The 26,410-nt window shown below is 73.2% G+C and carries 20 protein-coding genes; 16 read left to right on the top strand and 4 right to left on the bottom strand.

The window, feature by feature from the left end:
• Positions 1–52 precede the first annotated feature (52 nt).
• Entirely contained in the window at positions 53–1,231 is a 1,179-nt protein-coding gene (locus ABIE39_RS09935; RefSeq protein ID WP_354051577.1) for a glycosyltransferase, read from the bottom strand.
• A gap of 7 nt (positions 1,232–1,238) precedes the next feature.
• Positions 1,239–2,420 carry an acyltransferase family protein gene (locus tag ABIE39_RS09940; RefSeq protein ID WP_354051579.1) on the bottom strand — a complete coding sequence of 394 codons (1,182 nt, stop codon included), beginning with the start codon at positions 2,418–2,420 and terminating at the stop codon, positions 1,239–1,241.
• A 136-nt stretch (positions 2,421–2,556) separates the two neighbouring features.
• Here ABIE39_RS09940 and ABIE39_RS09945 point away from each other — a divergent pair, with 136 nt between their 5' ends.
• From ABIE39_RS09945 to ABIE39_RS10005, 13 genes are all read left to right on the top strand, one after another.
• Positions 2,557–3,768: a glycosyltransferase family protein gene (locus ABIE39_RS09945; protein ID WP_209829551.1), complete on the top strand. Its 1,212-nt coding sequence runs from the start codon at positions 2,557–2,559 to the stop codon at positions 3,766–3,768.
• Between the two features lie 65 nt (positions 3,769–3,833).
• Positions 3,834–5,615, top strand: a complete 1,782-nt coding sequence (locus ABIE39_RS09950) for an ABC transporter ATP-binding protein (protein WP_354051580.1) — start codon at positions 3,834–3,836, stop codon at positions 5,613–5,615.
• Positions 5,616–5,618: 3 nt separating this feature from the next.
• Positions 5,619–6,869 (top strand): glycosyltransferase family protein, encoded by a 1,251-nt coding sequence (locus ABIE39_RS09955; protein WP_175009116.1) that lies wholly within the window; start codon positions 5,619–5,621, stop codon positions 6,867–6,869.
• A complete protein-coding gene (locus ABIE39_RS09960) occupies positions 6,866–8,017 on the top strand; it encodes a glycosyltransferase family protein (protein ID WP_354051582.1) in 1,152 nt (383 codons plus the stop codon). Before ABIE39_RS09955 ends, ABIE39_RS09960 begins: the two co-directional genes overlap by 4 nt.
• A 30-nt stretch (positions 8,018–8,047) precedes the next feature.
• Positions 8,048–9,133 (top strand): glycosyltransferase family 2 protein, encoded by a 1,086-nt coding sequence (locus tag ABIE39_RS09965; protein WP_354051583.1) that lies wholly within the window; start codon positions 8,048–8,050, stop codon positions 9,131–9,133.
• 67 nt (positions 9,134–9,200) lie between these two features.
• The gene (locus ABIE39_RS09970; protein ID WP_175009119.1) at positions 9,201–10,499 is read left to right on the top strand and encodes a nucleotide sugar dehydrogenase; all 1,299 of its coding nucleotides are present in this window, start codon (positions 9,201–9,203) and stop codon (positions 10,497–10,499) included.
• On the top strand, positions 10,496–11,461 hold the full coding sequence (locus tag ABIE39_RS09975; RefSeq protein ID WP_175009120.1) for a glycosyltransferase: 966 nt from the start codon (positions 10,496–10,498) through the stop codon (positions 11,459–11,461). Before ABIE39_RS09970 ends, ABIE39_RS09975 begins: the two co-directional genes overlap by 4 nt.
• Complete coding sequence (locus tag ABIE39_RS09980) at positions 11,458–12,345, top strand: glycosyltransferase (protein WP_175009121.1); 888 nt, start codon at positions 11,458–11,460, stop codon at positions 12,343–12,345. Before ABIE39_RS09975 ends, ABIE39_RS09980 begins: the two co-directional genes overlap by 4 nt.
• Before the next feature lie 15 nt (positions 12,346–12,360).
• Complete coding sequence (locus ABIE39_RS09985; protein ID WP_175009122.1) at positions 12,361–14,334, top strand: DUF6541 family protein; 1,974 nt, start codon at positions 12,361–12,363, stop codon at positions 14,332–14,334.
• A gap of 112 nt (positions 14,335–14,446) precedes the next feature.
• Positions 14,447–15,634 (top strand): UDP-galactopyranose mutase, encoded by a 1,188-nt coding sequence (gene glf / locus ABIE39_RS09990; protein ID WP_034650576.1) that lies wholly within the window; start codon positions 14,447–14,449, stop codon positions 15,632–15,634.
• A complete protein-coding gene (locus ABIE39_RS09995) occupies positions 15,631–17,628 on the top strand; it encodes a glycosyltransferase (protein ID WP_255437260.1) in 1,998 nt (665 codons plus the stop codon). Before glf ends, ABIE39_RS09995 begins: the two co-directional genes overlap by 4 nt.
• The gene (locus ABIE39_RS10000; RefSeq protein WP_175009123.1) at positions 17,625–18,479 is read left to right on the top strand and encodes an ABC transporter permease; all 855 of its coding nucleotides are present in this window, start codon (positions 17,625–17,627) and stop codon (positions 18,477–18,479) included. Before ABIE39_RS09995 ends, ABIE39_RS10000 begins: the two co-directional genes overlap by 4 nt.
• Entirely contained in the window at positions 18,479–19,201 is a 723-nt protein-coding gene (locus ABIE39_RS10005) for an ATP-binding cassette domain-containing protein (protein ID WP_175009124.1), read from the top strand. The genes ABIE39_RS10000 and ABIE39_RS10005 overlap by 1 nt, the downstream gene beginning before the upstream one ends.
• A 35-nt stretch (positions 19,202–19,236) precedes the next feature.
• Here the strand turns inward: ABIE39_RS10005 and ABIE39_RS10010 are convergent, their stop codons facing one another.
• Positions 19,237–20,025, bottom strand: a complete 789-nt coding sequence (locus ABIE39_RS10010) for a TIGR03089 family protein (protein ID WP_354051587.1) — start codon at positions 20,023–20,025, stop codon at positions 19,237–19,239.
• A gap of 178 nt (positions 20,026–20,203) precedes the next feature.
• Between ABIE39_RS10010 and ABIE39_RS10015 the strand changes: the two genes are divergently transcribed.
• From ABIE39_RS10015 to ABIE39_RS10025, 3 genes are all read left to right on the top strand, one after another.
• Positions 20,204–20,533, top strand: a complete 330-nt coding sequence (locus tag ABIE39_RS10015; protein ID WP_342779589.1) for a WhiB family transcriptional regulator — start codon at positions 20,204–20,206, stop codon at positions 20,531–20,533.
• Between the two features lie 133 nt (positions 20,534–20,666).
• Positions 20,667–24,032: a glycosyltransferase gene (locus tag ABIE39_RS10020; protein ID WP_354051589.1), complete on the top strand. Its 3,366-nt coding sequence runs from the start codon at positions 20,667–20,669 to the stop codon at positions 24,030–24,032.
• Positions 24,033–24,037: 5 nt separating this feature from the next.
• A complete protein-coding gene (locus ABIE39_RS10025; protein ID WP_175009127.1) occupies positions 24,038–25,789 on the top strand; it encodes a DUF5719 family protein in 1,752 nt (583 codons plus the stop codon).
• 7 nt (positions 25,790–25,796) lie between these two features.
• Here ABIE39_RS10025 and ABIE39_RS10030 read toward each other — a convergent pair whose 3' ends face one another.
• Positions 25,797–26,375: a metallopeptidase family protein gene (locus ABIE39_RS10030; RefSeq protein WP_342779587.1), complete on the bottom strand. Its 579-nt coding sequence runs from the start codon at positions 26,373–26,375 to the stop codon at positions 25,797–25,799.
• Positions 26,376–26,410: the final 35 nt, after the last annotated feature.

Genomic DNA, 26,410 nt, shown 5'->3' on the forward strand with positions numbered 1-26,410 from the left:
TCAGGGACCTGGCAGCGCGGCACGGCGCACCGCCGTCGGTGCGTGGGCTCGCCTAGCGGCGTGCGGCCAGGACGATCTCGGCGACCCGCTCGCCGACGGCGTCGAGCGAAGCGTTGGCCTGCACCCATGCCGCGCGCTCCGCGCGTCTCCCCGCGTCGCCGTCGGAGCCGCGGGCGACCGTCCGGAGTGCGTCGGCCACGGCGTCGGCGTCCCACGGGACCGCGTGCCCGAGCCCGCCCTCGGTCACGACGTCGACGGTCGGTCCCTCGCCCGCGAAGACCACGGGCGTCCCGGTCGCCGCCGCGGCGACCGCCTTCGTCGCGAGGGCGATCGTGTAGCCGCCGCCGGGTCGGACGGAGGCGAGGGCCGCCGTGGCTCCGCGCACGATCGCGGCGACGTCCGTCCCCGGCATCGCGTCCAGACCCACGAACGAGCCAGGCTCGAGGGTGGCGCCTGCGGCGGCGACGCGCTCGACCTCGCTGCCGCGGCCCACCATGACGAGCGTCGCCCCGGGGAGGTCCGGGAGCGCCCGCCGGAAGCCCTCGACGAAGACCTCGGCACCGTGCAGGTCGTTCATGGTCCCGGGATAGACGAAGAGCGGTCCCGACCGCCCGGGTGCGACGTCCCGGACCGGGCCGTCGAGGGTGAAGACCCCGGTGTCGACTCCGTTGCCGACGACGTGGACGCGCGAGGGCGTCGCTCCCAGGCGCTCCACGTGCCGGCGGAGGTCGTCGTTCACCGTCACGACGGCGGCGGCGCGACGCACCGCGAAGGCCTCGAGCGCCCGCGTCAGCGCGACGACCGGGGCCGGGAAACCGGCACCCTCGGCGGCCGCCGACACGAGGTCCGCGGCGTAGTAGACGTAGGGCGTCCGGCGGATCGTGAGCGCCAGGCGCGCGACGGTGCCCGTGGTCGGGGGCGGCTCGACGAGGACCGTGTCGTTCCGTCGGCCGAGGAGGAGCCGCCCGAGCAGGGGTGCGTCGAAAGAGGCGTACGGGAGGTAGCCCCGGACCGTGCCGTCCTTCGCGCGCAGGACCGGCCACCGTCGGACCCGTACCCCGCGCTCGCCCGCGAGACCTGCTGCTGACGTGCGGCTCGTGAGGACGGTCACGTCGGCCCCGCGTCGTGCGAGGGCAGAAGCGGCGGCCCGGAGCCGGAAGGCCGCGGCCGCGGGCTCGGGAGCATAGACCCGGGAAGCGATCGCGACGCGGGTCGGGGTGCGTGGGGGCATCGGTTCCTCAGACGGTGGTGGGCTTGGGCTGCGGCATCGTCGCACCAGGGCTCGGGACGAGCCCGGTCGGTGGCTGCCTGCGTGCACGGCGTGCGTCCCACCATCGCCGCATGCGCCGCTCCACGGGTGCCTCCACGCCGTGGTGCAGCGCGAGCGCGAGCGCCAGCGAGAGCGCGAAGGTCACCGCGTACCACCCGAGGTTCGCCCATGCTTCGCCCCGGTGACCCAGGAGGGCGAGGAGCGCGTAGAGCACCGTAGCGTGCACCAGGTAGAAGGCGTACGAGGCGTTGCCCAGGGCGACCAGGGGCCGGGTGCGGAGCAACGAGGGGCGGCCGGCGAGGTCGCGCACCGCGACGAGAACGATCATGAGGGCGCAGACGACCATGGCCAGCTCGTTCGCCGAACCGTTGACCCAACGTGCGACCGAGGCGGGCGCGGCAGGAGTCCGGCACACGATCAGCAGGCCGACGAGACCGAGCGCGGCGGCGTACCCGAACCATGGGCGCAGCCGAGGACGCCAGCCGCTCCGTACGGCCCAGGCCAGGCACATGCCGAGGAAGAACTCGCTGAGCCGGACCACGGGCCACGGGAGACCGGAGGACCACCATGAGCCCGGTGCCCCCATCGCGGCGGTGCGATACGTGAGCGCGACGACGATGGTGCCTGCGGCAAAGAGGAGCGCGCCACGCGTGCGCACGGCCAGGAGAGGTCGCTGCAGCGCCGGGTGCAGGGCGTAGAAGAAGGCCTCGCAGGTGAGCGTCCACGCGGCCGGATTGCCGGAGAAGAGGACGGACGGGTCCCGCGACCAGCCCTGCAGCAGAGGGATCGAGAGCAGGAGCACGGCGCCGAAGGGTTTGACCCACCACTGCTCGGGGTCGGGCGACACCGAGTAGAAGACGGGTATCGCGAGGGCGAGGGCGACGAGGTGCGCGGGGTAGATGCGTGCCACGCGTCGCCACCAGAACGTCGTCGCGGGCGTGGCGGACGACCATGCCCAGGTCAGCACGAACCCGGAGAGGACGAAGAAGAACGTCACCCCGAAGTTGCCGTAGTCGAACACCGCCTGGACCGGCAGGGGGGCGAAGTTCGCCATGTGGTAGCAGAAGACGCCGAACGCCGCCCACCACCGCAGACCGGTGAGAGAGTCGGCTCGCGGCATGCGCGCGACGGGGCCTGACCACGACGACATGGTCGAGAGGCTATCAATCGGGCACGCCCGGCCCGCGCAGGGCGGAGCGGCCGTTTGTCCTCGGCGCGGTGCGAACACCATGATGGGCTCCGTCCTGGGCGGAGGTCCGACGGACGACGAGACTCCAGGAGGTTCGATGGGCGCGGCGGGACGGCTCCGCGGGATCGTTCCCCCGCGGCTCGACGGGTTCCTGTACGAGGTGCAGCGGCGGCTCCCGCTCGTGGTCGGGGAGCGGCTCGACGAGCGCTACTTCGGGTACAGCGCCGCGGACCGCCCCGCGCCGGTCGCGGTGCCCGCGACCGGTCGACGGGTCTACGTCGCCCCCGCCAACTTCGCCGGCCAGGGGTATGCGTGGTCGCGCGCGCTCGAGCGGCACGTCGACGACCTCACCGCGGTGAGCATGGCGCCCGTGCGCGACGGGGGCTTCGGGTTCCGTGTCGACGACCCGGTGCCCTACCCGGTCTACGCCGCCTCGCGACGGTGGCAGCGCGCGCAGCGGAAGCAGGTGCTGCGCTTCACGCACGTCGTCCTCGAGGCGGGGCGACCGCTCTTCCCTCGTCTCGGGGCGGGGACCGCCGCGGCCGAGGTCGCCGAGCTGCGCGCGCACGGGCTGCGGGTGGCGATGCTGTTCCACGGGAGCGACATCCGGTCCCCGGACCGCCACGCGGCGTCGAGCAGGTGGTCCCCGTTCCACGAGAACGGTTGGGAGGAGGTCCCGCGGCTCCGCGAGATCGCCGCGGTGAACAAGGCCACCGCCACCGACCTGGGCGTGCCCGTGCTCGTCTCGACACCGGACCTCCTGCTCGACGTGCCGTGGGCGCGGTGGTGCCCCGTCGTCGTCGAGCCGGAGCGGTGGGCGAGCGGGACCCCGCTGCTCGAGCGGGAGCGACCGCTCGTCGTGCACGCCCCGAGCCGGGGCGTCGTCAAGGGCACGGCCCTCGTCGAGCCCGCACTGCGTGAGCTGGACGCCGCGGGGGTGATCGAGTACCAGCCTGTCTCGGGCGTGCCGAACGACGCCATGCCCGCGCTCTACGGGGAGGCCGACGTCGTCGTCGACCAGTTCCGGATCGGGAACTACGGCGTCGCGGCGTGCGAGGCGATGGCCGCGGGGCGCGTCGTCGTGTCGCACGTCGACGACCAGGTGCGGTCCGCCGCGCGGGACGCGAGCGGCCTCGACGTTCCCATCGTCGAGGCGACACCGGATACGCTGTCCGACGTGCTGCGGCGGATCGCCGGTGACCGGGAGGCATTCCGTGAGGTCGCCTCGCGCGGGCCGCGGTTCGTCGACACGTTGCACGGGGGGAGGTTCTCGGCGCGCGTGCTCGCCGAGACGCTCGACGTCCTCTGACGAACGGCGCGGTGCCCGCACACGTGCGGGCTCAACCACCCGTCCAGGTGAAAGGTCCGGTCCGCTTGAAGGTCATCTTCGGAACGCTCAGCAGCATCCTGCCCTACCTCCCCGGCGGCGCGCGCCGGTTCCTCAAGTGGTACGTCGCGCTCAGCTGCGCGCTGGGTCTGCTGGACATCGCGGCCCTCGGCGTGATCGCCGTGGCGCTGTCCAGCATGGCGACGGGGTCGTCCACGATCGACCTGCCGCTCGTGGGCTCGGTCGAGCAGTCGAGCTTCGTGTGGGTCATCCTCTTCGCCTGCCTGCTGATCATCACCAAGTCGGGGCTCTCCGTCCTGCTCCAGTGGTTCGCGACCCGCCGCTTCGCCGCGTTCGAGCTCGAGATCGGCGACAGGCTCTTCGAGGCGTACATCCGGGCGCCGTGGACCGAGCGTCTCGGGCGGAACACCGCGCAGCTGGTACGTCTCGCGGACGTCGGCATCGCGAACGTCACCTCGGGCTTCCTGCTCCCCGTCGCGGGTCTGCCGATGCAGGTGGTCACGCTCGGAGCGGTGCTCCTGGTGCTCGCCGTGTCCCAGCCCGCGACCGCCGGCATCACGTTCGTCTACCTCGGTCTGGTGGCGGCCTTCCTCTACCTGTGGGTCGGGCGCCGTTCGTACCAGGCGGGCCGGGTGAACCGCGACTACTCGTTCCGGGTCGCGACGCTCATGACGGAGATGGTCTCCGCCCTGAAGGAGATCACGCTCCGCGACAAGGCGGGCGAGGTCGCCCAGGTCGTGCACGCGAACCGCATCCACACCACCCGGGCGCGTGCGAACATCTCGTTCCTCGGTGCCGTGCCGAAGTTCGTCATCGACTCCGCGCTGATCGGCGGGTTCGTCCTCGTCGGCGGGTTCGCCTGGCTCACCCAGGGGCAGGCGGAGGCCTTCGCCAGCGTCGCGCTCTTCGGCGTCGCAGGCTTCCGCATGGTGCCCGCGCTCGTCACCTTCCAGTCCACGATGTCGAGCGCGACGGCGAACATCCCGCACGTCCAGGCCGTGATCGGAGACATCCGCGCCGCCCAGGAGTACATCGCGCACGCCGAGCAGATCGGCAAGGCGCCCATCGTCGGCGAGCCGCGCACGCTCGAGCTGCGTGACGTCGCGTTCACCTACCCGAGGACGACGGTCGAGGCCGTGCACGGGATCACCCTGTCCGTCCCGCTGGGCAGCACGGTCGGTGTCGTCGGGCAGTCCGGCGCGGGAAAGTCGACCCTGATCGACATCTTCCTGGGCCTGCTCGTGCCCTCCCGTGGGTCGATCACCGTCGGGGACCAGCGTCTCGAGGACGTCCTGGGCGCCTGGCGCAGCCGCGTGGGGTACGTCCCGCAGGACGTGGCGCTCTTCGACGGGACCGTGGCCCAGAACGTCGCCCTCTCCTGGAGCGGCGACATCGACCGCGACCGTGTCGTGGCCGTGCTCCAGCAGGCGCAGCTGTGGGACGTCGTCGCGTCGCGCGACGGAGGGATCGACGCCCGCATCGGTGAGCGAGGCATGGCATTCTCGGGCGGCCAGCGTCAGCGTCTCGGGATCGCCCGTGCGCTCTACTCCGACCCGCTCGTGCTGGTGCTCGACGAGGCGACGAGCGCGCTGGACACCAAGACGGAGGCCAGCGTGGCGGAGGCCATCAGCGGGCTGCGCGGTCGGGTGACCGTCATCAGCGTGGCGCACCGGCTCTCGACCGTCCGCAACAACGACCTGATCTGCTTCATGCGGGACGGCACGATCGTCGACCAGGGCCGGTTCGACGAGCTGGTGGAGCGGGTGCCCGAGTTCGCCGTGCAGGCGACGCTCGCAGGCCTGGTGTAGCTCATGTCGATCTCCACGCGTCTCAACCGGCTCGTCAGCGCGCTCGTCGCGCGTCGCTCGCGTCTGCCCCGCCCCGTCAACGCAGCGCTCGACCGGATCGTGGCGGGCGGCGGAGGCCCGCTGGGCCGCGTCGCCCAGGACGTCCTCGGCCGCCTGTCGGGCGGGGGAGCGCGCGCCGGATCGCGTCCACCGGTGCCGGGCACGCCGGTGCGTCTCTTCGTGGGCCCGACGAACTACGCGGGGCAGGGCTACCTGTGGGCCCGTGCGGTCGAGCGCGAGATCCCCGGCGTGGGGGCCGTGAACATGGTGGCCGAGGTCGAGCACGGGTTCCGGTTCCCCGCCGACGACGCGGTACCGGTCGCGACCTACCTCCTGTCCCGGCCCTGGCAGGAGGAGCAGCGGCGGTACGTCGAGCAGTTCACGCACGTCCTCGTCGAGGCGGAGCGCCCGCTCCTGGGCCGGCTGCACGGGGGAGACGCCTTCGTGGAGGCACGGTCCTTGCAGGAGTCGGGGCTGCGCGTCGCGATGATGTGCCACGGCACCGACGTGCGCCTGCCGAGCCGGCACCGGGACACTCACCCCTGGTCGCCCTTCCACGACGACCCTGCCGCTGCCGCCACGCTCGAGGACGTCGCCCGCAAGAACATCGACGGGCTCGCCTCTCTCGGCGCGCCGGTCTTCGTCTCCACGCCCGACCTCCTGGACGACGTCCCCGACGCCACGTGGTGCCCGGTCGTCGTGGACGCGGCCCGGTGGTCTCCGTCGGCGCGCGTGCTCGAGCGACCGCGACCGCTCGTGGTGCACGTCCCGAGCAGCTCGTCCGTGAAGGGCACGCAGCTGATCGCCCCGGTGCTCGAGAGGCTCGCCGAGCGCGGGACGATCGACTTCCGGTACGTCGAGGGCGTCGCGGCGGCCGACATGCCCGCGCTCTACGGTGAGGCCGACATCGTGCTCGACCAGTTCCGGATCGGCAGCTACGGGGTCGCGGCGTGCGAGGCCATGGCGGCCGGCCGTGTGGTCGTCGGGCACGTGTCGCCCGCGGTGCGGTCCCACGTCCTCCGGGCGACCGGCCTGGAGCTGCCGATCGTCGAAGCGACGCCCGACTCGCTCGAGGAGGTGCTGACGTCCGTGCTCGACGACCGCGAGCGCCACCGACACCGAGCGGCCCGAGGTCCCGAGTTCGTCGCGGCCGTCCACGACGGCCGGACGTCGAGCCATGCACTCCGCCCGTTCCTCCTGGAGGCCCGCACGTGACGGACCGGTCGCGCCCACGACTGCTCATCCTCTCCTTCTCGCCCATCGTCTCCGACGCCCGGCTGCTCAAGCAGGTCCGGAGGTTCCGCGACGACTACGCGGTGACGACCTGCGGGTACGGAGACGCGCCCGAGGGTGTCGACGAGCACGTGCGGATCCCCGACGATGCCCCCTACAACGACGTGAACGCCAAGCTCCTCGCGGTGCGGCAGTTCTCCGTCGCCTACTGGCGCACGAGCGCCGTGCGGGCCGCCCACCGTGCGCTCGCCGGGCGCGAGTTCGACGCGGTGCTCACGAACGACCTGGAGACCGTCCCGCTCGCGCGGCGGCACTGGCCCTCGCGGATCATCCACGCGGACCTCCACGAGTACAGCCCACGGCGGCACGAGCACGTCGCGGACTGGGTGCGGTGGCGGCAGCCGTACTACGAGTGGTTGTGCCGCGCCCACGTCTCCCGGGTGGCCTCGACCTCGACGGTCTCCGGAGGGCTGGCGCGCCAGTACGCGGAGCAGTTCGGCTTCCACCCGGAGGTGGTGACCAACGCCGCGCCCTACGCCGACCTCGCGGCCCGGCCGACGGGCGAGCCGCTGCGGCTGGTCCACAGCGGCGCGGGGATGGCGGACCGCGACCTCATGCTCATGATCGACGCCGTCGACCTCGCGCGCACCGACGTCACGCTCGACCTGTTCCTCACGCCGAACAACCCCCGGTACGTCGACGACCTCCGCGCCCGCGCGAGCCAGGTCGAGGGCGTCACGGTGCACGATCCCGTCCCGTACGAGCGGTTGGTGGCGACGCTCAACGAGTACGACGTCGGCGTTTTCATCCTGCCGCCCATCAACTTCAGCTATCGGTGGGCTCTGCCCAACAAGTTCTTCGACTACGTCCAGGCCAGGCTGGGTGTCGTCGTCGGGCCTTCGGAGGAGATGGCAGGTCCCGTCCGGGCCCACGGGATCGGGGCGGTGGCGAAGGCCTTCGACGCGCCAGCGCTGGCCGAGGTGATCGACGGCCTCAGCCCGGAGCAGGTGACCGCCTGGAAGCGGGCCTCAGACGCCGCGGCGCACGAGCTGTCGGCGGAGAACGTCGCGCACGTGTGGGCACGCGCCGTCGACGCGATCGTCGCGGGACGCCCCGGCGGCGGTCGATGACGCCGACCCAGGAACGACCAGGAGGATCTCATGAGCATCTCTGACCCGACACCCGCGGTCGACCTCGTCGTCGCCGTCCACAGCGCGGGGCGGCCGGTGGAGCGCGCTGTCGCGTCGGTGCTCGACGGCACCCGGGCGGCGATCCGCGTCACGGTGGTGTGCCATAACATCGATCGCGCCGAGATCGCCGAGAAGCTGGGTCCCCTCGCCGCCGATCCCCGGGTGCGGCTCGTCGAGCACGTCGACGGCGTGCGGTCGCCCTCCGGCCCGTTCAACCGGGGCATGGACGAGGCGACGGCGCCGTTCACGTCGATCATGGGCTCCGACGACGTGCTGGAACCGGGCGCGGTCGACTCCTGGCTGAGGAAGCAGCGTGCCGACGACGCCGACGTCGTGGTCACCCGGCTCCGGCATGCGGCCGGTCCGGTCGTGCCGACGCCACCCGTCCGCCCGGGCAGGACGCGCCGCCTGGACGGGACCCGCGACAGGCTCTCGTACCGCAGCGCTCCGCTGGGGCTCGTCCGTCGGGAGGCGTTCCCGACGCTCCGCCTGACGGAGGGAGCGCCGGTGGGAGGGGACATCGCGTTCGTCCTCGCGCTGTGGTTCTCCGGGCGCCGCATCAGCTACGACAGGACCGGTCCGGCCTACGTGATCGGTGCCGATGCGGTAGATCGCGTGACGTTCCGCCCCAAGCCCGTCGCCGAGGAGTTCACGTACCTGCCGAGCCTCGTCGAGGCGGAGTGGTTCATGAACCTGCCTGCCCGGGCCAGGGCGTCCTACGCGGTCAAGTTCCTCCGGGTCCAGGTCTTCGGTGCTGTGCACAACCGACCCGATCCCGCGTTCTGGACGCCCGAGGAGCGCGACGACCTGCGCGACGTGACGCGGCGTGTGCTCGGGTTCGCCCCCGGTGCGGAGCGTGTGCTCTCCGTGGCCGACCGCCGTCTTCTGGACGCCGTCCTGGACGTGGGCACCCCCGTCGACCGCCTCTTCGCGCTCAGCGAGGCGCGGCGCCGCTACCGCTCGGCCGCCGCTGTGCTGACTCGGGACCCGTCACGTCTCCTGGCTCGCGAGGCGCCGCTGCGTTTCATGACCGCGTCGGTCCTGACACGACGCTGACCGCCATATCATCCTGTACGGCGCACTGCTGTCGCGTGCGCAACGTCCCCTTCCAGATGAGGAACCCATGCGCATCGCCGTCATCGCTCTCGGCAAGATCGGTCTTCCCCTTGCCGTCCAGTTCGCCGACCAGGGGCACGACGTCGTGGGCGTCGACGTGAATCCCGCCGTCGTCGAGAAGGTCAACGCCGGGGTGGAGCCGTTCCCCGGGGAGGCCCACCTCCAGGAGAAGCTCACGGAGCTCGTCCCTGCCGGCCGGCTGCGCGCGACGACCGACTACGGGGACGCGGTGCCGGGTGCGGACGCCGTCGTGCTGGTGGTGCCGCTCTTCGTCGACGAGGAGACGGCGCAGCCGGACTTCGGCTGGATGGACGCCGCGACCCGGTCGCTGGCGGAGCACCTGACCCCCGGGACCCTCGTGTCGTACGAGACGACGCTGCCCGTCGGCACGACGCGCAACCGCTGGAAGCCGCTCCTGGAGGAGGTCTCCGGCCTGCGTGAGGGAGAGGACTTCCACCTGGTCTTCTCGCCGGAGCGGGTGCTGACCGGACGGGTGTTCGCGGACCTGCGTCGCTACCCGAAGCTCGTCGGTGGGCTGTCCGAGGCCGGCGCGCAGCGGGCCCGGGAGTTCTACGAGGCGGTCCTCACGTTCGACGAGCGGGACGACCTCGCCCGTCCGAACGGGGTGTGGGACCTGGGGTCCGCCGAGGCGGCGGAGCTCGCGAAGCTCGCCGAGACCACCTACCGGGACGTCAACATCGGCCTCGCGAACCAGTTCGCCCTGTTCGCCGACGAGCACGCCATCGACGTGTACTCCGTGATCGAGGCGTGCAACTCCCAGCCGTACAGCCACATCCACCGTCCGGGCATCGCGGTCGGCGGCCACTGCATCCCGGTGTACCCGCGCCTCTACCTGTCGGTGGACCCGAAGGCGTCGATCGTCCGCGAGGCCCGCGCCGTGAACGCCGCCATGCCGGACCGCGTGGTGGAGCGCGCGGCCGAGGTCCTCGGTGACCTCACGGGGCTGCGCGCCGTGGTCCTCGGGGCCGCGTACCGCGGCGGGGTCAAGGAGACGGCGTTCTCCGGCGTGTTCGCCACCGTCCGAGCGCTCGAGGATCGTGGCGCGACCGTGGTGGTCCACGACCCGCTGTACTCCGACGACGAGCTGCGGTCGCTGGGCCTCGAGCCGTACGCCTACGGGGACACCGCCGACCTCGCGGTCGTCCAGACCGACCACGCGGAGTACGCGGAGCTGGGGCCGGACCGGCTGCCGGGTGTCCGCCTCGTCGTCGACGGGCGTCGGGTCACCGACGCGGCGCGCTGGTCCGGCACGCCGCGCATCGTGCTCGGGGGCGGGACGGCGTGATCACCTCGGGCGGCGCACCGGCGCGGGTCGTCGCGGTCGTCGTCGCGTACGCGCGCCGGGACCTGCTCGTGGAGGCGCTCGACGCGCTCGCTGCCCAGACGCGGCCGGTCGACGCGGTGCTCGTCGTGGACAACGCGTCGCCCGACGACTCGGCGGTCGTCGCTGCGGCCCACCGCGTCGCGCCGACCGTGCTCGAGCTGGCGCGCAACACCGGCGGTGCCGGGGGCTTCGCCGTCGGCCTCGCGCACGCGGTCGAGGCGATGGACGCCGACCTGGTCTGGCTCATGGACGACGACACGATCCCGACGCCGGAGGCGCTGCAGGAGCTCCTGGCCGCCCGCGACGGCTACGGCGGGCCCGTGGCACTCCTGGGGAGCCGCGTGGTGTGGACCGACGGCCGCGACCACCCGATGAACACGCCGCGACGGCGCCCCGGTGCGGCCGGGGCGGAGGTGCGGTCCGCGGCCTCGGTCGCCGCAGTCCCGGTGCGGTCCTCCTCGTTCGTCTCGATGCTCGTCGACGCACGAGCGGTCCGGCACCACGGGCTGCCCGTGGCGGACTACTTCATCTGGAACGACGACTTCGAGTACTCCGCCCGGTTGCTGCGGTCGGGGACCGGACTGCACGTGCCGCGGAGCGTCGTCGAGCACCGGACGAAGACCTTCGGGGCGACCGATGCCGACCCGGGGCCCCGGTTCTACTACGAGGTGCGCAACAAGATCTGGATGCTGACCCGCTCGTCGTCGCTCTCGGCGTCGGAGCGGGTGCTGTACGCCGGGGCCAGCGCGCGGCGGTGGCTGCGCACCGCGGCCCGCTCGCAGGACCGGCGCACCCTGCTGACCGCCGGGGCGAAGGGGCTGCGGGACGGGGTGTTCCGCCGCCCTCGGCCGAACACCCGGGTCCTCGCGGGGCTCGGTCCGGTCAGCGCCTCGGTCGAGCGGCTCGAACGGTCCGCAGCGTGACGACGACGTCGTTCTCCGTCCTGCTCCCGTACTACCGCAGCGACGACCCGGAGCACCTGCGGAGGTCGTTCCTCTCGGTGACGGCCGACCAGACGCTCCCGCCGGACGAGGTGGTGCTGGTTCAGGACGGACCGACGGGCCCGGAGCTCGACGAGGCCGTCCGCGCACTCGTGGACGCCTCCGTCGTCCCCGTCGACCACGTCCGGCTCGAGGCGAACGTCGGCCTGGCCCGCGCGCTGGAGGCCGGCCTCGTGCGTTGCCGTCACGAGGTCGTCGCCCGGCAGGACGCCGACGACGTCTCCCGCCCCGAGCGCTTCGCCGCCCAGCTGCCGCTCCTCGAGCGGGGGTTCGACCTGGTCGGCAGCGCCATCGAGGAGCTCGACGACAGCCGGCCTGACGACGGGCTGGTCCGCGTCCCCCCGACGACGCAGGCGGAGATCGTGCGACGGGCCCGGTTCGCGTCTCCGTTCAACCACCCGACGGTGGTGTTCCGTCGGAGCGCGGTCCGCGAGGCCGGTGGGTACCAGCACCTCGACCTGCTCGAGGACTACTGGCTCTTCGCGCGCATGATCGCAGGCGGTGCCCGGGTGGCGAACGTCCCCGAACCGCTCGTCCTCTACCGGGTCGACGCCGGGGCCTACCGGCGGCGCGGTGGACGCCGGCTCCTGCGGTCGGAGATCGAGCTGCAGCGACGCATGCGGGCCATCGGGTTCACGACGCTCGCGCAGTTCGTGCGCAACGTCGTCGTCCGTGGCGGATATCGTGTCCTGGGCGAACCGGTTCGGCGTGCCCTGTATCGGGTGTGGGTGCTGGTGGCGGTCCGACGGGAGCCGCTGGTGCCCGCCCGGCACGCGAACCGGCGGACGAAGACCCGTCGTGAGTGAAGAATCGAGGCCTCGGTGAGCTGGTGGTCCGTCCTGGACGAGCTCGGGTGGGCGCTGCTGTTCCTGTTCGGGCCGGGCCTCGCCGTCGGCGCGGCGCTGGGCCTGCGGCGCGTGTGGCTGTTCGCTGCCGCCCCTGCGGTGAGCATCGCCGTGCTCGGCGCCGGCGCGGTGCTCCTGGAGCTCGTCGGGATGCCGTGGGGCCGGCTCGGTGCGCTCGTCGTCACGGTGGTCGTCCTGGTGTGCGTGCTGGGACTGCGCCGCCTGCTCGGCAGGCGTTGGCCGACCGACGCCCCCTCCCCGCCCTCGGCGCTGTGGACCCTCGTGGGTCTCGTCGTGTCCGCACCTCTCGCGGCGCTCCCCGTCAAGCGCGGCATGGTCGACCCGGGGATGCCCGCGCAGACCTGGGACACGCCCTTCCACGTGAACGCGGTGCGATGGATCCTGGAGACGGGTGACGGGTCGACGCTCCACCTCGGCGCGGTGTCGAGCAACCCGCAGATCGCGCGCTTCTACCCGGCCGGGTGGCACGATCTCGTCGCCCTCGTCGTCGGTGACTCGATCCCCGCCGCGGTGAACGTCACGGCCATCGTGGTGGCCGCGGTCGTCTGGCCGCTGGGTCTGGCCTGCCTCGTCGGCGCCGTCGTGCCGACGAGCCGCCTCGCGCCCGTCGTGGCGATGTGCCTCGGCGGCGCGTTCATCGCGTTCCCCGCGCGGATCCAGTCGGTCGGGACGCTCTGGCCCAACGCGCTCGCGTTCGCGCTCGTGCCGGTCGCGCTCGCCCTGACCGTCCGTCTGACGGGGATGCGACGTGCGGCGCTGCCGGGAGCCGACCCCGGCAGCAGGCCCGCGGTGCTGGTCGGGCTCGTGGCCGTGCTCGGCGGGGTGACCGTCTGCCACCCCAACGGGCTGCTGGCCTACGTGGTGCTCGGTGCTCCGCTGTGGGCGGCGACGTGGTGGCGTGCCGCGCGCGGATACCGCGAGTCCTCCCGGGTGGTGCGCTCGGTCGTCGTCGGGATCCCCGTGGCGGTCGTCGCGCTCGCCGTCGTCCTCGCGTTCTCCCCTCTCGTCCGGTCCGTGTCGTCGTACCGGCGTGAGCAGCTCGAGGGGCGTCTCGACGCCGTCCTCAGCGTCGTCACGGACTCCCAGCAGGGCGCCATGCTCTACGGCAACACCGACCGTGCCTGGTGGCTGCTCGGGCTCGTGATCCTCGGAGTCCTCACGACGTTCCTGCTGCGCCGAGGACGGTGGCTCACCGTGAGCCTCGTGATCGTCCTGGGGATGTACACGCTGACCGTGGCGCCGCTGCCCGCGCTGCAGTGGGTCGTCGGCCCGTGGTACTCGGACCCGCTGCGCATCGGGGCGCTCTGCGTGGTGGCGATGGCGCCGTTGACCGCCATCGGGCTGGTAGGAGTGGGTGAGGCGGTCCGTCGGGTTCTCCGAGGGCGCGGGGCAGGCCGGGCCGCGGTCGCGGCCGAGGTGGTGACCGCCGTGGCGCTCGTCGCCGTGATCCTCGGCAGCGGCTGGCTGCGTGCAGACGGGCGGCAGTGGATGTACGACCTCTACTACGCCGACCCCGAGGGTCGTTGGGGCCTGGTCACGCAGGACGAGCTCGCCATGATCGACCGCCTCGACGACGAGCTGCCCGACGACGCGGTCGTGCTCGGGTCGCCCTTCACCGGGGCGCCGTTCGTCTACGGGATCACCGGTCACGACGTCGTCTTCCCGCACATCAGCGGAAGCTGGGGGGCAGACGAGCTGCTGCTCGCGACGGAGCTCGACGCGAGGAGCGAGGTCGACGACGTCTGTGCAGCCCTGGACCGGATCGGCGTGACGCATCTCTACACGGACTCCCGGCCCTACTGGCCGGAGAACGAGAACCAGGTCCGCTACGAGGCTCTGCTCGAGGACCCCGAGGACCTGCCGCTCGGCCTCGAGCTCGTCGACGAGGGCGGTTCGGCGCGGGTGTACGCGATCACGTCCTGCGGGTAGTCCTCGCGCGTGAACGTTCCGTGTTGACCGTTCCCCGCGGCTCGCTGCGGGCATTCCCGGCCGTGCCGGTCACGTAGGCTGTCCCGGCCAGCGTGCTACCTAAGGAGATTGAGTGGACGCCGACCTTGTCGTTGTCGGTTCGGGTTTCTTCGGCCTGACCGTCGCGGAGCGGATCGCCGCAGAATTCGACCGGAAGGTCCTCGTGATCGACCGCCGGTCCCACATCGGTGGCAACGCCTACAGCGAGGCCGAGGAGTCGACCGGGATCGAGGTGCACCGCTACGGCGCGCACCTGTTCCACACGTCGAACGAACGGGTGTGGGAGTACGTCAACCGCTTCACGGCGTTCACGAGCTACGTCCACCGGGTGTACACCACGCACCGTGGCGAGGTCTTCCCGATGCCGATCAACCTCGGCACGATCAACCAGTTCTTCCGTTCGGCCCACGGGCCCGACGCCGCGCGCGCGCTCGTCAAGGAGCTGTCCGCGGAGCTCGGCGGCAAGAAGCCCGAGAACCTCGACGAGCAGGGGGTCTCCCTCATCGGGCGCCCGCTGTACGAGGCGTTCATCCGCGAGTACACGGCGAAGCAGTGGCAGACGGACCCGCGCGAGCTGCCCGCGTCGATCATCTCGCGCCTGCCGGTCCGGTACACGTACGACAACCGGTACTTCAACGACACGCACGAGGGACTGCCGGTCGACGGCTACACGGCGTGGCTCGAGCGCATGGCCGACCACAAGAACATCGAGGTGCGTCTGGGCGTCGACTTCTTCGACGAGTCGCAGCCGGTGAGCAAGGGCAACGTGGTGGGGAACGTCCCCGTCGTCTACACGGGTCCGGTCGACCGGTACTTCGACTACGCCGAGGGCGACCTGTCGTGGCGCACGCTCGACTTCGAGGAGGAGGTCCTCCCGGTCGGCGACTTCCAGGGCACCCCGGTGATGAACTACGCCGACGCGGACGTGCCGTACACGCGCATCCACGAGTTCCGGCACTTCCACCCCGAGAGGGACTACCCCACGGACAAGACCGTGATCATGCGGGAGTTCTCCCGCTTCGCCGACCGCGCCGACGAGCCGTACTACCCGGTCAACACGCCGGCGGACCGTGAGCGGCTCCTCAAGTACCGCGACCTCGCGGCGGGGGAGACGGACGTGATCTTCGGTGGCCGGCTGGGGACCTACAAGTACCTCGACATGCACATGGCCATCGGAGCCGCGCTCTCCGTGGTCGACAACAAGCTCGCGCCGCACTTCGGTGGGGGCACGCGAATCGAGAGCGGAGGGGTCGACGCGTGACGGCGACCGACGAGAAGCAGACGACGACGCAGAGCGAGACGATGCGGACGGTCCAGCGGGTCATCTTCCCCGTGGAGTCCGACTCCGACAGCCTGGCGCTCTACGTCGAGGCGGGGGAGGCGCGGCCGGCGCCGTCCAAGACGGACTTCGACTCCCTCCGCGCGGGAGCAGGTGCGGGTTCGGCGCCCCGGGCCTCCGAGTCCGTCCGCGCCCAGGACATCCGCAGCCGACTGTCGATGAGCGTCCGGGCGGGGCGTCGTGTCTCCTTCGGCAGCTACTTCAACGCGTTCCCCGCCGGGTACTGGCGCCGGTGGACCGTGGTGCGCTCCGTCCGGCTGACCGCCGAGCTCGTGGGCAACGGGAACCTCACCGTCTACCGCTCGAACGCCAAGGGCGCCCAGCACCGGGTGGAGTCGTTCCACGTGGAGGGGCGCCAGACGATCTCCGTGGACCTCCCGCTCGACCGCTTCGGCGACGGCGGGTGGTACTGGTTCGACCTCATCGGCGGCACGGAGCCCCTGTTGCTCGAGAGCGCGGTGTGGGAGGTCGAGGACGACGCGGCGCGGCACGGCCGGACGTCGCTCGGCATCACGACGTTCAACCGCCCGGACTTCTGCCTCGAGACCATCCGCAGCGTGGCCGAGAACGACTCCGTGCGCGCGCTCCTCGACGAGCTGATCATCGTCGACCAGGGGTCGCAGCGCGTCGAGGACGAGGACGGGTTCGCCGACGTGGCGGCCGCCATGGGCGACCAGCTGCGCATCATCAAGCAGGCCAACATCGGCGGGTCGGGCGGCTTCTCGCGCGCGATGTACGAGACCGTCACGGCCGGCCGCAGCGACTACGTGATCCTTCTCGACGACGACATCGTCCTCGAGCCGGAGAGCATCCTGCGGCTCGTGACGTTCGCGGACTTCACGCGGGTGCCGACGCTCGTCGGTGGGCACATGTTCGACATGTACAACCGTTCCGTCCTGCACACCTTCGGCGAGATCGTCGAGCCCTGGCGGATCCAGCCCGGCGTCCCGCACCCGGACATGGAGAACGGCCACGACTTCCGCGAGAGCGGGCTCCGGGCCACCTCGTGGCTGCACCGCCGCGCGGACGTGGACTACAACGGCTGGTGGATGTGCCTCATCCCCACCGAGGTGATCCGGACGATCGGCCTGTCGCTCCCGGTCTTCATCAAGTGGGACGACGCCGAGTACGGCCTGCGTGCGCGGGCGCACGGCTTCCCGACGGTCTCGCTCCCCGGGGCGGCCGTCTGGCACGTCTCGTGGGGGGACAAGGACGACCTCGTCGGGTGGCAGTCGTACTTCCACGAGCGCAACCGGCTCATCACGGCGCTGCTCTACTCCCTGTACGAACGAGGCGGGCGTGTGCTGCGCGAGTCCACGTACATGGACGTCAAGCACCTGATCTCGATGCAGTACTACACCGAGCAGGGGCGCATCCTCGCGATGCGGGACGTCCTCGCCGGGCCGGACGGCCTGCACGGCATGATCGGGACGAAGCTCCCGGAGATCCGTCGGCTCACGCAGGACTTCACGGACGCCCAGCTCAAGCCTGATCTCGACGAGTTCCCGGCGCCCGCGGCGGCGAAGCCCCGGAACAAGGGGCGCGGCGTCCAGATGCCGAGCCGCCTGATGCTGGGGCCGTGGGCGGCGAAGACCGTCGTCCGGCAGATCGCCAAGCCGGTCCCGGAGAACAAGCGGGAGCGTCCCGAGGCCGTCGTCCCGCACCAGGACGCGCGCTGGTGGCGCCTGTCGCAGTACGACTCCGCGATCGTCTCGAACGCCGAGGGCACCGGGGTCTCCTGGCACCGGAGGGACCCGCGGGTCGTGCGCACGATGCTCACCGAGGCCGTGAAGCTCCACGCGGAGCTCTTCGCGCGCTGGGGCGACCTGCGGACCGCCTACCGTGACGCGCTCCCGCGCATCACCTCCGTCGAGGCGTGGGAGAGGACCTTCTCCGACAACCCGCCGTCCTCGTGAACGCACCGGCTCCGCTCGTCGCCCCCGGGCAGGGGCGAGGTCTCCTCGACGTCCTCGACCGACGGTTCCTGCTCCGCCTGATCGTCCGGAAGGAGCTCCGGGTCCGCTACCGCGGGTCGGTGCTGGGGATGGCGTGGTCGTACGTGAAGCCGGCGACCCAGTTCGCCGTGTTCTTCGTGGCGATGGGCCTGTTCCTCCGGCTGGGCGACCAGATCGAGGACTACGCGGTCTACCTCTTCTCGGGCATCGTCGTCATCAACTTCTTCGGCGAGGGTTTCGGCAACGCGACGCGTTCCATCGTCTGGAACGCGCCGCTCGTGCGGAAGATCTACCTGCCGCGCGAGCTGTTCCCCGTCGCGTCGATCTACGTCTCGGCGGTGCACTTCTTCCCGCAGCTCGTCGTCCTGCTGGTCGGTACGGTGATCGCAGGGTGGAGGCCGAACCCGGCGGAGGTCGCGGCGGGGCTGCTGGGCCTGGTGATCATCGCGACGCTCGCGCTGGGTCTGGGGCTCCTGGCCGGTGCGATCAACGTCTTCTACCGGGACGCCGAGAACTTCGTCGACCTCATCGTGATGGTCGCCACGTGGGCGTCGCCGATCCTGTACAGCTGGGAGATGGTCCGGGACACGCTGCCCGGCTGGCTCTTCACCGTCTACCAGCTCAATCCCATCACCGCCGCCGTGGAGCTCTTCCACTACGCCTTCTGGTTCCCTGCCACGTCGCGCACCGCCGCGATGCCTCCGAACCTGTGGATGTGGGGATTCGTCGGCCTCGCCATCTCGGTCGTGGTCGTGTTCCTCGGGCAGTCCGTCTTCCGGCGCCTCGAGGGGCGCTTCGCGCAGGAGCTGTGATGACGTCGTCCATCGAGATCTCTCACGTCCAGAAGCGGTTCACGCTGCGGCACAACCGTTCCCTCAAGGAGCTGGCCGTCGCGATGGTCCGGGGCAAGGACCTGTCCGACACCTTCCTCGCGCTCGACGACGTCTCGCTCACCGTCGAGGAGGGCGAGACGGTCGCGCTGCTGGGGTTCAACGGCTCCGGCAAGTCGACGCTGCTCAAGCTCATCTCGGGCGTGCTGCAGCCCGACGCCGGCACGATCCGTACGCGGGGGCGGGTCGCCGGTCTCATCGAGGTCGGAGCGGGCTTCCACCCCGACCTCACCGGTCGCGAGAACGTCCTGCTGAACGGTGCGATCCTCGGCATGTCCGAGAAGCAGGTGGAGCAGCGGTTCGACGAGATCGTCGCGTTCAGCGAGATCGAGAAGTTCATCGACACCGAGGTGAAGTTCTACTCCTCCGGCATGTTCCTGCGGCTCGCGTTCGCCGTCGCGGTGCACTCCGACCCGGAGGTCTTCCTCATCGACGAGATCCTCGCGGTGGGGGACGAGCCGTTCCAGCGCAAGTGCCTCGACCGTGTCCGTCAGCTGCGCGACGAGGGCCGCACCCTCGTGATCGTCAGCCACGACCTCGACATGGTGGCCGACCTGTGCGACCGCGGCGTCCTCCTCGAGAAGGGTGTGGTCGTCGCGGACGGCGAGTCGCACGCCGTCGTGGAGAAGATGCGCGGCGACTGACGTCTCCGCCCGGTCCGTCGACCCGACCGAGCGCGTCAGCGGGTGACGCGCTCGGTCGACACGAGACGCTGGAGCCGCTGCTCGTCGGCCGACAGCATCCCGGCCGTGGCAGGGGAGACCACGACCGCGGACCCGTCGGCCGCCAGGAGGGCGAGGACCTCGCGCAGCCCGGAGGCGAGCGAGCCGCCCTCCAGCCCGACGAGTGCGCGCGGGCCCGGCCCGCCGTTCCCGGAGACGCCCGCAGGGGGCGGCACGAGGCTCTCGTGGCGGACGACGAGGGGGCCGTCCACGAGCGCGTCGAGCTCCCGGTCCGGCTCCGGCGCCCAGCCGAGCTGGTCCCCGTAGCTCATCACCGCCGAGGCGGCGTCGATCGCCCCCGTGGGCAGGGCGCCGTCGAACCGGCGCGCCAGGGCCGGCAGCGCCACGGCGACGAGCTCCGCGCCGGAACCCGTCCGGGCGTCGGGGCGGTGGGTGACGACGACCTCGGCGTGCGTGGAGCCCGGGTCGGTGGCATTCTCGTCGACCAGGACCACGGTGGCTCCCACGCGCCATGCAGCCAACGCCCAGATCAGCGTGCGCCAATGCACAGGAAGATCGAGAACGACACGCGTTCCGGGACCGGCGTCGAATTCCTCGACGAGCAGGTTCGTCGTCTTGTTGACCCAGTTCTCGAGCACCGCGCCGGAGAGCTCGACCCGTTCGCTGTCGTCCCCGTACCACGTGAGCCGGGGCCGGCCGGGGTCGCGCGTGACGAGTCGGAGCAGGTCAGCGACGTGGGCAGGACGGCCGCCGCGAGGGGCGGGGGTGTGGGGAGCGGGCACCATGGACACCACCCTAGGGTGTTGATATCGACACCCGAGATGTGGTGATTTCACCCTCGGCCTCCGCGGGGCTATCACATTTCGGCTTGACGCCCGCGGATGACACGCGTGTAATTTCTTCAATGCAGTTTCCTGCCTGGTTCTCGCTCGAGGCCCGGCGAACGGCATGAAGGGGCGAGCAATGTGGAACATGCTGGACGGGACGGGCGGGGTCTTCCCCACCGACGCTGAGCGAGAGGTGGAGCGCGTGGCACCGGTGCTGCCGCTCTTCGGTGAGCCGGTCGACGACTCGCTCATGGGGTGGCAGGAGCGCGCGCTGTGCGCTCAGACGGACCCGGAGGCCTTCTTCCCGGAGAAGGGCGGGTCCACGCGCGAGGCGAAGAAGGTCTGCACGGGCTGCGAGGTCCGCGCGGAGTGCCTGGAGTACGCGCTCGAGCACGACGAACGCTTCGGCATCTGGGGCGGTCTGTCGGAGCGGGAGCGCCGCAAGCTCAAGCGCCGCGTCGTCTGACGCCCGGGGCACGTCGCGGAGTGCTCCTCGGCGCCGCCGACGGGTGCCGTCGTGACGGGTGCCCGACACCCGCCACACCGGGGCCGCGCAAATGCCGCGCCTGGAGCCGTGTCCGTCGCATGATCGACGGGACATGACTTCCTCCGACCTCACCACGTCCGCGCGCAGCGCCCGTCCCGGCGACGTCACGCCGGGGGCCGCCGCGCGCGCCGCCGCCGTGCCGGGCGTCGTCGCGGCACCCGGGATCGTCGCCGCCGTCACGGGCGCGCTGCCCGTCGTGACCACGGTCACGGCGGTGGTCGTGACCCGCGGCCGCACCCCGTTCCTCGCCCACACCCTCGCGGCGCTGCGCGCCCAGACGGCGAGCCCCCACGAGGTGGTCGTCGTCGACGCCGCGACCGGCGACGCGAGCAGCGAGCACCAGGGCCTGCAGCTCGGGGACGCGCGCTTCGTCGCCGCCCCGCGCGCCCGCTCGTTCGGTGACGCGGTCGACACGGCGCTCGCGAACGTCGAGCCGGGCACGTGGCTCTGGCTCCTGCACGACGACTCGGCACCCGCGCCCGACGCGCTCGCCGAGCTGCTGCGCGCCGTCGAGCACTCGAGCGCGGTCGCGGTGGCCGGCCCCAAGCAGGAGCGCTGGGTGCCCGGCACCGACGCCCAGCCCGCGGCGCCGTTCGAGCCGGGCACGGTCAGCCGCCTCGTCGAGGTGGGCGTGACCACGACCCCGCTGGGGCGCCGGCTGACCGGCATCGACGAGGACGAGGTCGACCAGGGGCAGCACGACGCGCGCGAGGACGTGCTCGCCGTCGGGCTGGCCGGGGCGCTCGTCCGGCGGACCGTGTGGCAGGAGCTCGGCGGGACCGACCCCGAGCTCGGCCCGTTCGGCGACGGCCTCGACCTGTGCCGACGGGCGCGCCTCGCGGGGCACCGGGTCGTCGTCGTCCCGTCGGCCGTGGTGCGGCACGCGCAGGCCTCCCTGCTCGGGCTGCGCGAGCGCCGGCGCGGGACGACGGCGCTCCCCGCGCCGGACCCCGACGCGTCGTCGGCGGCGCGCCGCCACTCCCAGCTCCACGCGCGGCTCGTCGGCGTCGCGTCACCGTGGCTCCCGTTCGTCGCGCTCGCGATGGTCGTCGGCGCACCGTTCCACGCCGCGTTCCGGCTGCTCGTCAAGCAGCCCGGGCAGGCCCGGGACGAGCTGCTCGCGCCGCTGTGGGCGCTCGTGCGGGTCGGTCCGGTCGTCCGGGCGCGTCGCGTGGCACGGCGGACCCGCCGGCTCCCGCGCCGGGCGCTGCGCCCGCTGCGCGGCACGTGGCGCGAGGTGCTCGCCGAGCGGCGCGACCGGCGGCTCGCGCGCGCCGAGCAGCGGCGCACCGCGTGGGCGCCCACCGACATCGAGCGGCGCGAGCTCCGCGCTCTCGCGGTGCGGCGTCGGGCGGGGCTCGCGGGGGCCGTCGTCGTGCTGGCGGGCTTCACCGCCGTCGTCTTCGGGCCGTTGGCGGGGGCTCTCCTCGCGGGCGGGCGGCTCGTCGGCGGCTCGCTGCTCCCGGCCACCGGGACGCTCGGCGACGTGTGGCGCGCGGCGACGACGGGCTGGGTCAGCACGGGGCTCGGCGCGCCCGCGCCGGCGGACCCCTTCGTGTCCGCGCTCGTCCCCGCGTCGCTGCTCGCCGGGGGCGCCACGCAGACCGCCGTGAACCTGCTCGTCCCCGCGTGCTTCCTCGCCGCGGGCCTGGGCGCGTGGTTCGCCGCGGGCGCGGTCACGCGCTCCGTGCCGCTCCGCGCCTGGGCGACCCTCGTCTGGGTGGCTGCTCCCGCGCTCCTCACGGCCGTGGGCGCCGGCCGGGTCGGCGCCGTCCTCGTGCACGCCACGCTCCCGTGGCTCGCGCTCGCGGTCGTCCGCGCGCTCGGGCTCCAGCGGCTCGACGTCGTCGCGCCCCCGACGCAGGACGTCGCCCGCCGCGCCGTACGCCGCGAGCCCGGCTCGCTCGCCGCCGCCGCCACCGCGGGCCTGCTGCTCGCGGTCGCCGTCGCGGGGGCGCCCGTGCTCCTGCCCGTCGGCGTGGTCGTGCTCGTCGTCGTGGCGCTCGGGGCCCGGGCGCACCGGCGCTACCTCGCCCTCGTCCCGGTGCCGTCCCTCGTGCTCTTCGCCCCGTTCCTCGTCCACATGGCCCGCACGGCGGGCGACGGCGGGTGGCGGCTGCTGCTCGCCGACCCGGGGGCGCCGGTCGCGGCGACGCCGGCCGCGCCGTGGCAGCAGCTCCTGGGGCTGCCGACCGCGCCCGAGGCGTGGTTCGGGCTCGACGGGGGCGGAGCCGCCGACCTCCTGGCGCGCTGGGCCCCGTTCGCCGCCGGTGCGGTCGTCGTGGTGCTCGCCGTCCTCGCGGTGCTGCGCGGCCGTCGTCTGGCCGTGGGGGCGTGGTTCGTCGCGGCGCTCGGGCTGGCCGCGGCCGTCCTCGCCGGGTCGACCGTGGTGGCCACCGGGACGACGCCCGACGCCCCGGTCACGGGCTGGCCGGGCGCCGGCCTGTCGCTCGCTCTCCTCGCCCTCCTCGGTGCCGCGCTCGTGGGCGTCCCCCGGTGGCCCGGTGCCGGGGCCCCGGCCTGGCGCTCGGGAACCGTCGTCGCGCTCGCCCTGGTCGTCACGCTGCTCCCGCTGGGGGCGGCGGCGTCGTGGACCGTGGGCGTGCTCGACCGCGACGACGCCCGGGTCGGGGCGGTCGTGGCCACGACGGAGCCGGTGGTGCCGCCGGTCGGCCGCCAGATGCAGTCGTCGCCGCGCCAGGCGCGCGTGCTCACGCTCGAGCTCGGCCCCGGCGACGTCGTGGAGTACGGAGCGCTGCGCTCGGACGGCCCGCAGGCGGTCGACTCGTCGGCCGTCGTGCACGCGTGGCAGGCGGCCGACCCCGCGGTGACCGAGGGCGAGCTGCCCCGGCTCGTCGCGGAGCTCGTCTCCGGGACGTCGGCGGACGTCGCGGGCGGCCTCGGACGACTCGGCATCGGGGCCGTGCTCCTGCCGGCGTCCGCGCCGGAGGACCAGGCGCGGGCCGAGCTCGTCGCCCGGCTCGATATGGTTCCCGGGCTCGAGCGCATGACGGAGGGCCGCTCGGCGCTCCTCTGGCGCGTCGTCCCCGAGGGTGGGGAGCCCTCGTGGGCGCGTGTCGAGTCCGGCGCGGGCGTCGAGCCGCTGGCCGCGGACCGCGAGGCGCTGCGGCCCGTCGTCACGACGGTGCCCGAGGGGCCCGAGGACCGGCAGGTCGTCCTCGCGGAGGACGCGTCGTCCGGGTGGCGCGCGACGCTCGACGGCCGCCCGCTGGAGGCGGCCGACCCGGCGACGACGGGCGGGCTGCAGGCTTTCGCCCTCGGGGCCGACGCCGGGCGGCTCGAGGTGTACCACGCCGCGGACCACCGGTCCGGCTGGATGGCGGCGGCGGGCGTGACCCTGGTCGTGTACGTGCTGCTCGCGGTGCCGGTCCGGCGCCGTCGCGCGGGAACGAGGTAGGAACGGTGTCGACGACGAACGGCACGAGCCCCGACGAGGCTCGGGAGACGGACGCGCGCCCTGGCCGCGCCCGGGCGGTGGTGCGCCGTGTCACGACGACGGGCGCCGGGCTGGTCGGCGTCCTGGCGGTGGGCGCGGTCGTCGTGCTCGGGAGCACGGGCGCGGCGCTCCTGCCCGCGGCCCCGGCCCCGGCGGACGCGGTCGAGGAGGTCACGGTCGAGCCCGCCCAGGAGGTCTCGGTCTGCCCGGGCCCGGCGCGGCTCACCGACCCCGAGACGGTCGGTGACGCGCAGTTCGGTCCCGCCCCGGTCGGCACGTCCAGCAGGCTGCGGGCCGTCGTCGAGGGCGACGGGACCGCTGGGCTCGGCGTGCTCGACGGCGGCGAACCCGAGGAGCAGGAGCTCGCGCCCGGGCCGGGCGCCGAGGTCACCGTGGGCGACGTCGAGGACCCGGAGCACGGCAGCGTCCTGACGGTGCGCCCCGCCCAGGACGCGTCCCCCCGCGTGGCCGCGTCCGTCGGCTCCGTGACGACGGAGGGAGACCTGCGCGGTCTCGCCGCGGCGAGCTGCTCGCGGCCGGGCATCAGCCAGTGGCTCGTCGGCGGGAGCACCGAGATCGGGAGCAGCTCGCAGCTCGTGCTCCAGAACCCCGGTCTCACGCCCGCCGTCGTCCAGGTCCAGGTCTGGGGACAGGGGGGCGAGGTCGTGCTCTCCGGCGGCGGCCAGCAGCTCGTCGGGCCGGGGCAGGAGGTCGTGACCCTGGTCGAGGCCGCGGCCCCCGAGCAGCGTCGCCTGGTCGTCCACGTGGCGGCGTCGGGCGGCCTCGTGTCGGCGTACCTGCAGCACTCGACGCTCGACGGGCTCGTGCCGCTCGGCGTCGACCACGTGGTCCCGGGCGCGGAGCCGACGACGGACCTCGCGCTGGTGGGCGTCGAGAGCGTCGGCGAGGCGGTCGACGACCCGCACGCGCCGCAGCTGCGCCTGCTCGCCCCGGGCGACGAGGCGGGGACCGCGCGCGTCACCGTCTACGGCGAGGACGGCGCTGTGCCGCTGCGCGGGGCCGAGGAGGTCGAGATCACGCCCGGCGTCGTGACGGACCTCTCGCTCGGCGGTCTGCCCGCGGGCGCGTACGCGGTCTCCGTGCACGCCGACGTCCCCGTCGTCGGCGGCGCGTCCGTCGACCGGCGCGGGGAGCCGGACCCCGACCTGCTCCACGAGGAGCGGCAGTACGACCGCGCCTGGCTCGCGGCACGACCGCTGCCGCCCGTGGAGGACACGGACCCCGTCGACGAGAGCACCGGATCCACGGACGCCGCGTCCCGGGCCGGCCAGGTGGCCCTCGTGCCGGGCACGTCCTCCGCGCTCACGCTCGCGGCCGTCCCCGCGGCCCACGCCGACGAGGACGCCGACGAGCCGGCGGGCTCGCTCGAGCTCCTCGTCCGTGTCTACGACGAGAGCGGGACGGAGGCGGGCACCACGACCTTGACCCTCCGTGCGGGCACGACGCAGACGCTCGACCCGGCGACGGTCCGGGCGGAGGGGTCCGAGGCCGTCCCCGCGGCGGTGACGGTCGACGTCGTCGGCGACGGGGACGGCCTGCTCCCCGTCTGGTCGCTGACGGCGAGCGCAGGCTCGCCGAGCGGCGACGACGGCGACGGTGCGCCGAGCCTCTTCTCGGTGCTCCTGCCCGTCACGGACGCCCCGGCTGCGCACGAGGTCGCGGTCCGCGCGTCGGACACGGCCGGGCTCGGACGCTAGGCGACGGTCAGCGGTCGCCCGTGTAGCGCGGGTCGATCTCCTCGGGGGTGCGCGCCAGCAGGTGCGCGACCTGCTCGACGAGCACGTCGCGGACGAGGTCCTCGAGGTCCTCGGCGTCGAACGCGCGCGCCTCGACGGGCCGGCGGTAGACCACGATGCGTGCAGGCTGGCCCGACTCGGCGGGGAAGCACCGGCCGAGCGGCACGCCGCCGTCCTCCCACGGCGCCGGGTCCGACGGCGGCACGTCCTCCACCGCGAACTCCGTCCCGCGCAGCTGCTTCGCCCACGAGCGCTGCACGCGCTCCACGACGTCGAGCACGACGTCGTCGAACTTCTCCGCGCGCGTCCGGTTCGCGGGTGCGGTCGGCGGGAGGAGGGGGCCGCGGATGCCGCGGCCCCGGCGGTCGCGGCGTCGCGGCACCGGGCCGTGGCCGCCCGGCCCCGGGGCGCGCGGCGGGATGACGAGCTCGTCGAACGAGACCGGGGGAGGGGTGACGGCGCTGCGTCGCGACCAGCGGTCACGGGCTCGGCGCCCTGCGCCGGCCGGGTCGGGGCGCGAGCCGGGGGACGGAGAGTTGCCACGCACACCACGACTGTAGTCGGCCGTCGCCCGGCGCACCG

It is taken from the genome of Cellulosimicrobium sp. 4261, from assembly GCF_040546915.1.
Classification (GTDB): Bacteria; Actinomycetota; Actinomycetes; order Actinomycetales; family Cellulomonadaceae; genus Cellulosimicrobium; species Cellulosimicrobium cinnabarinum.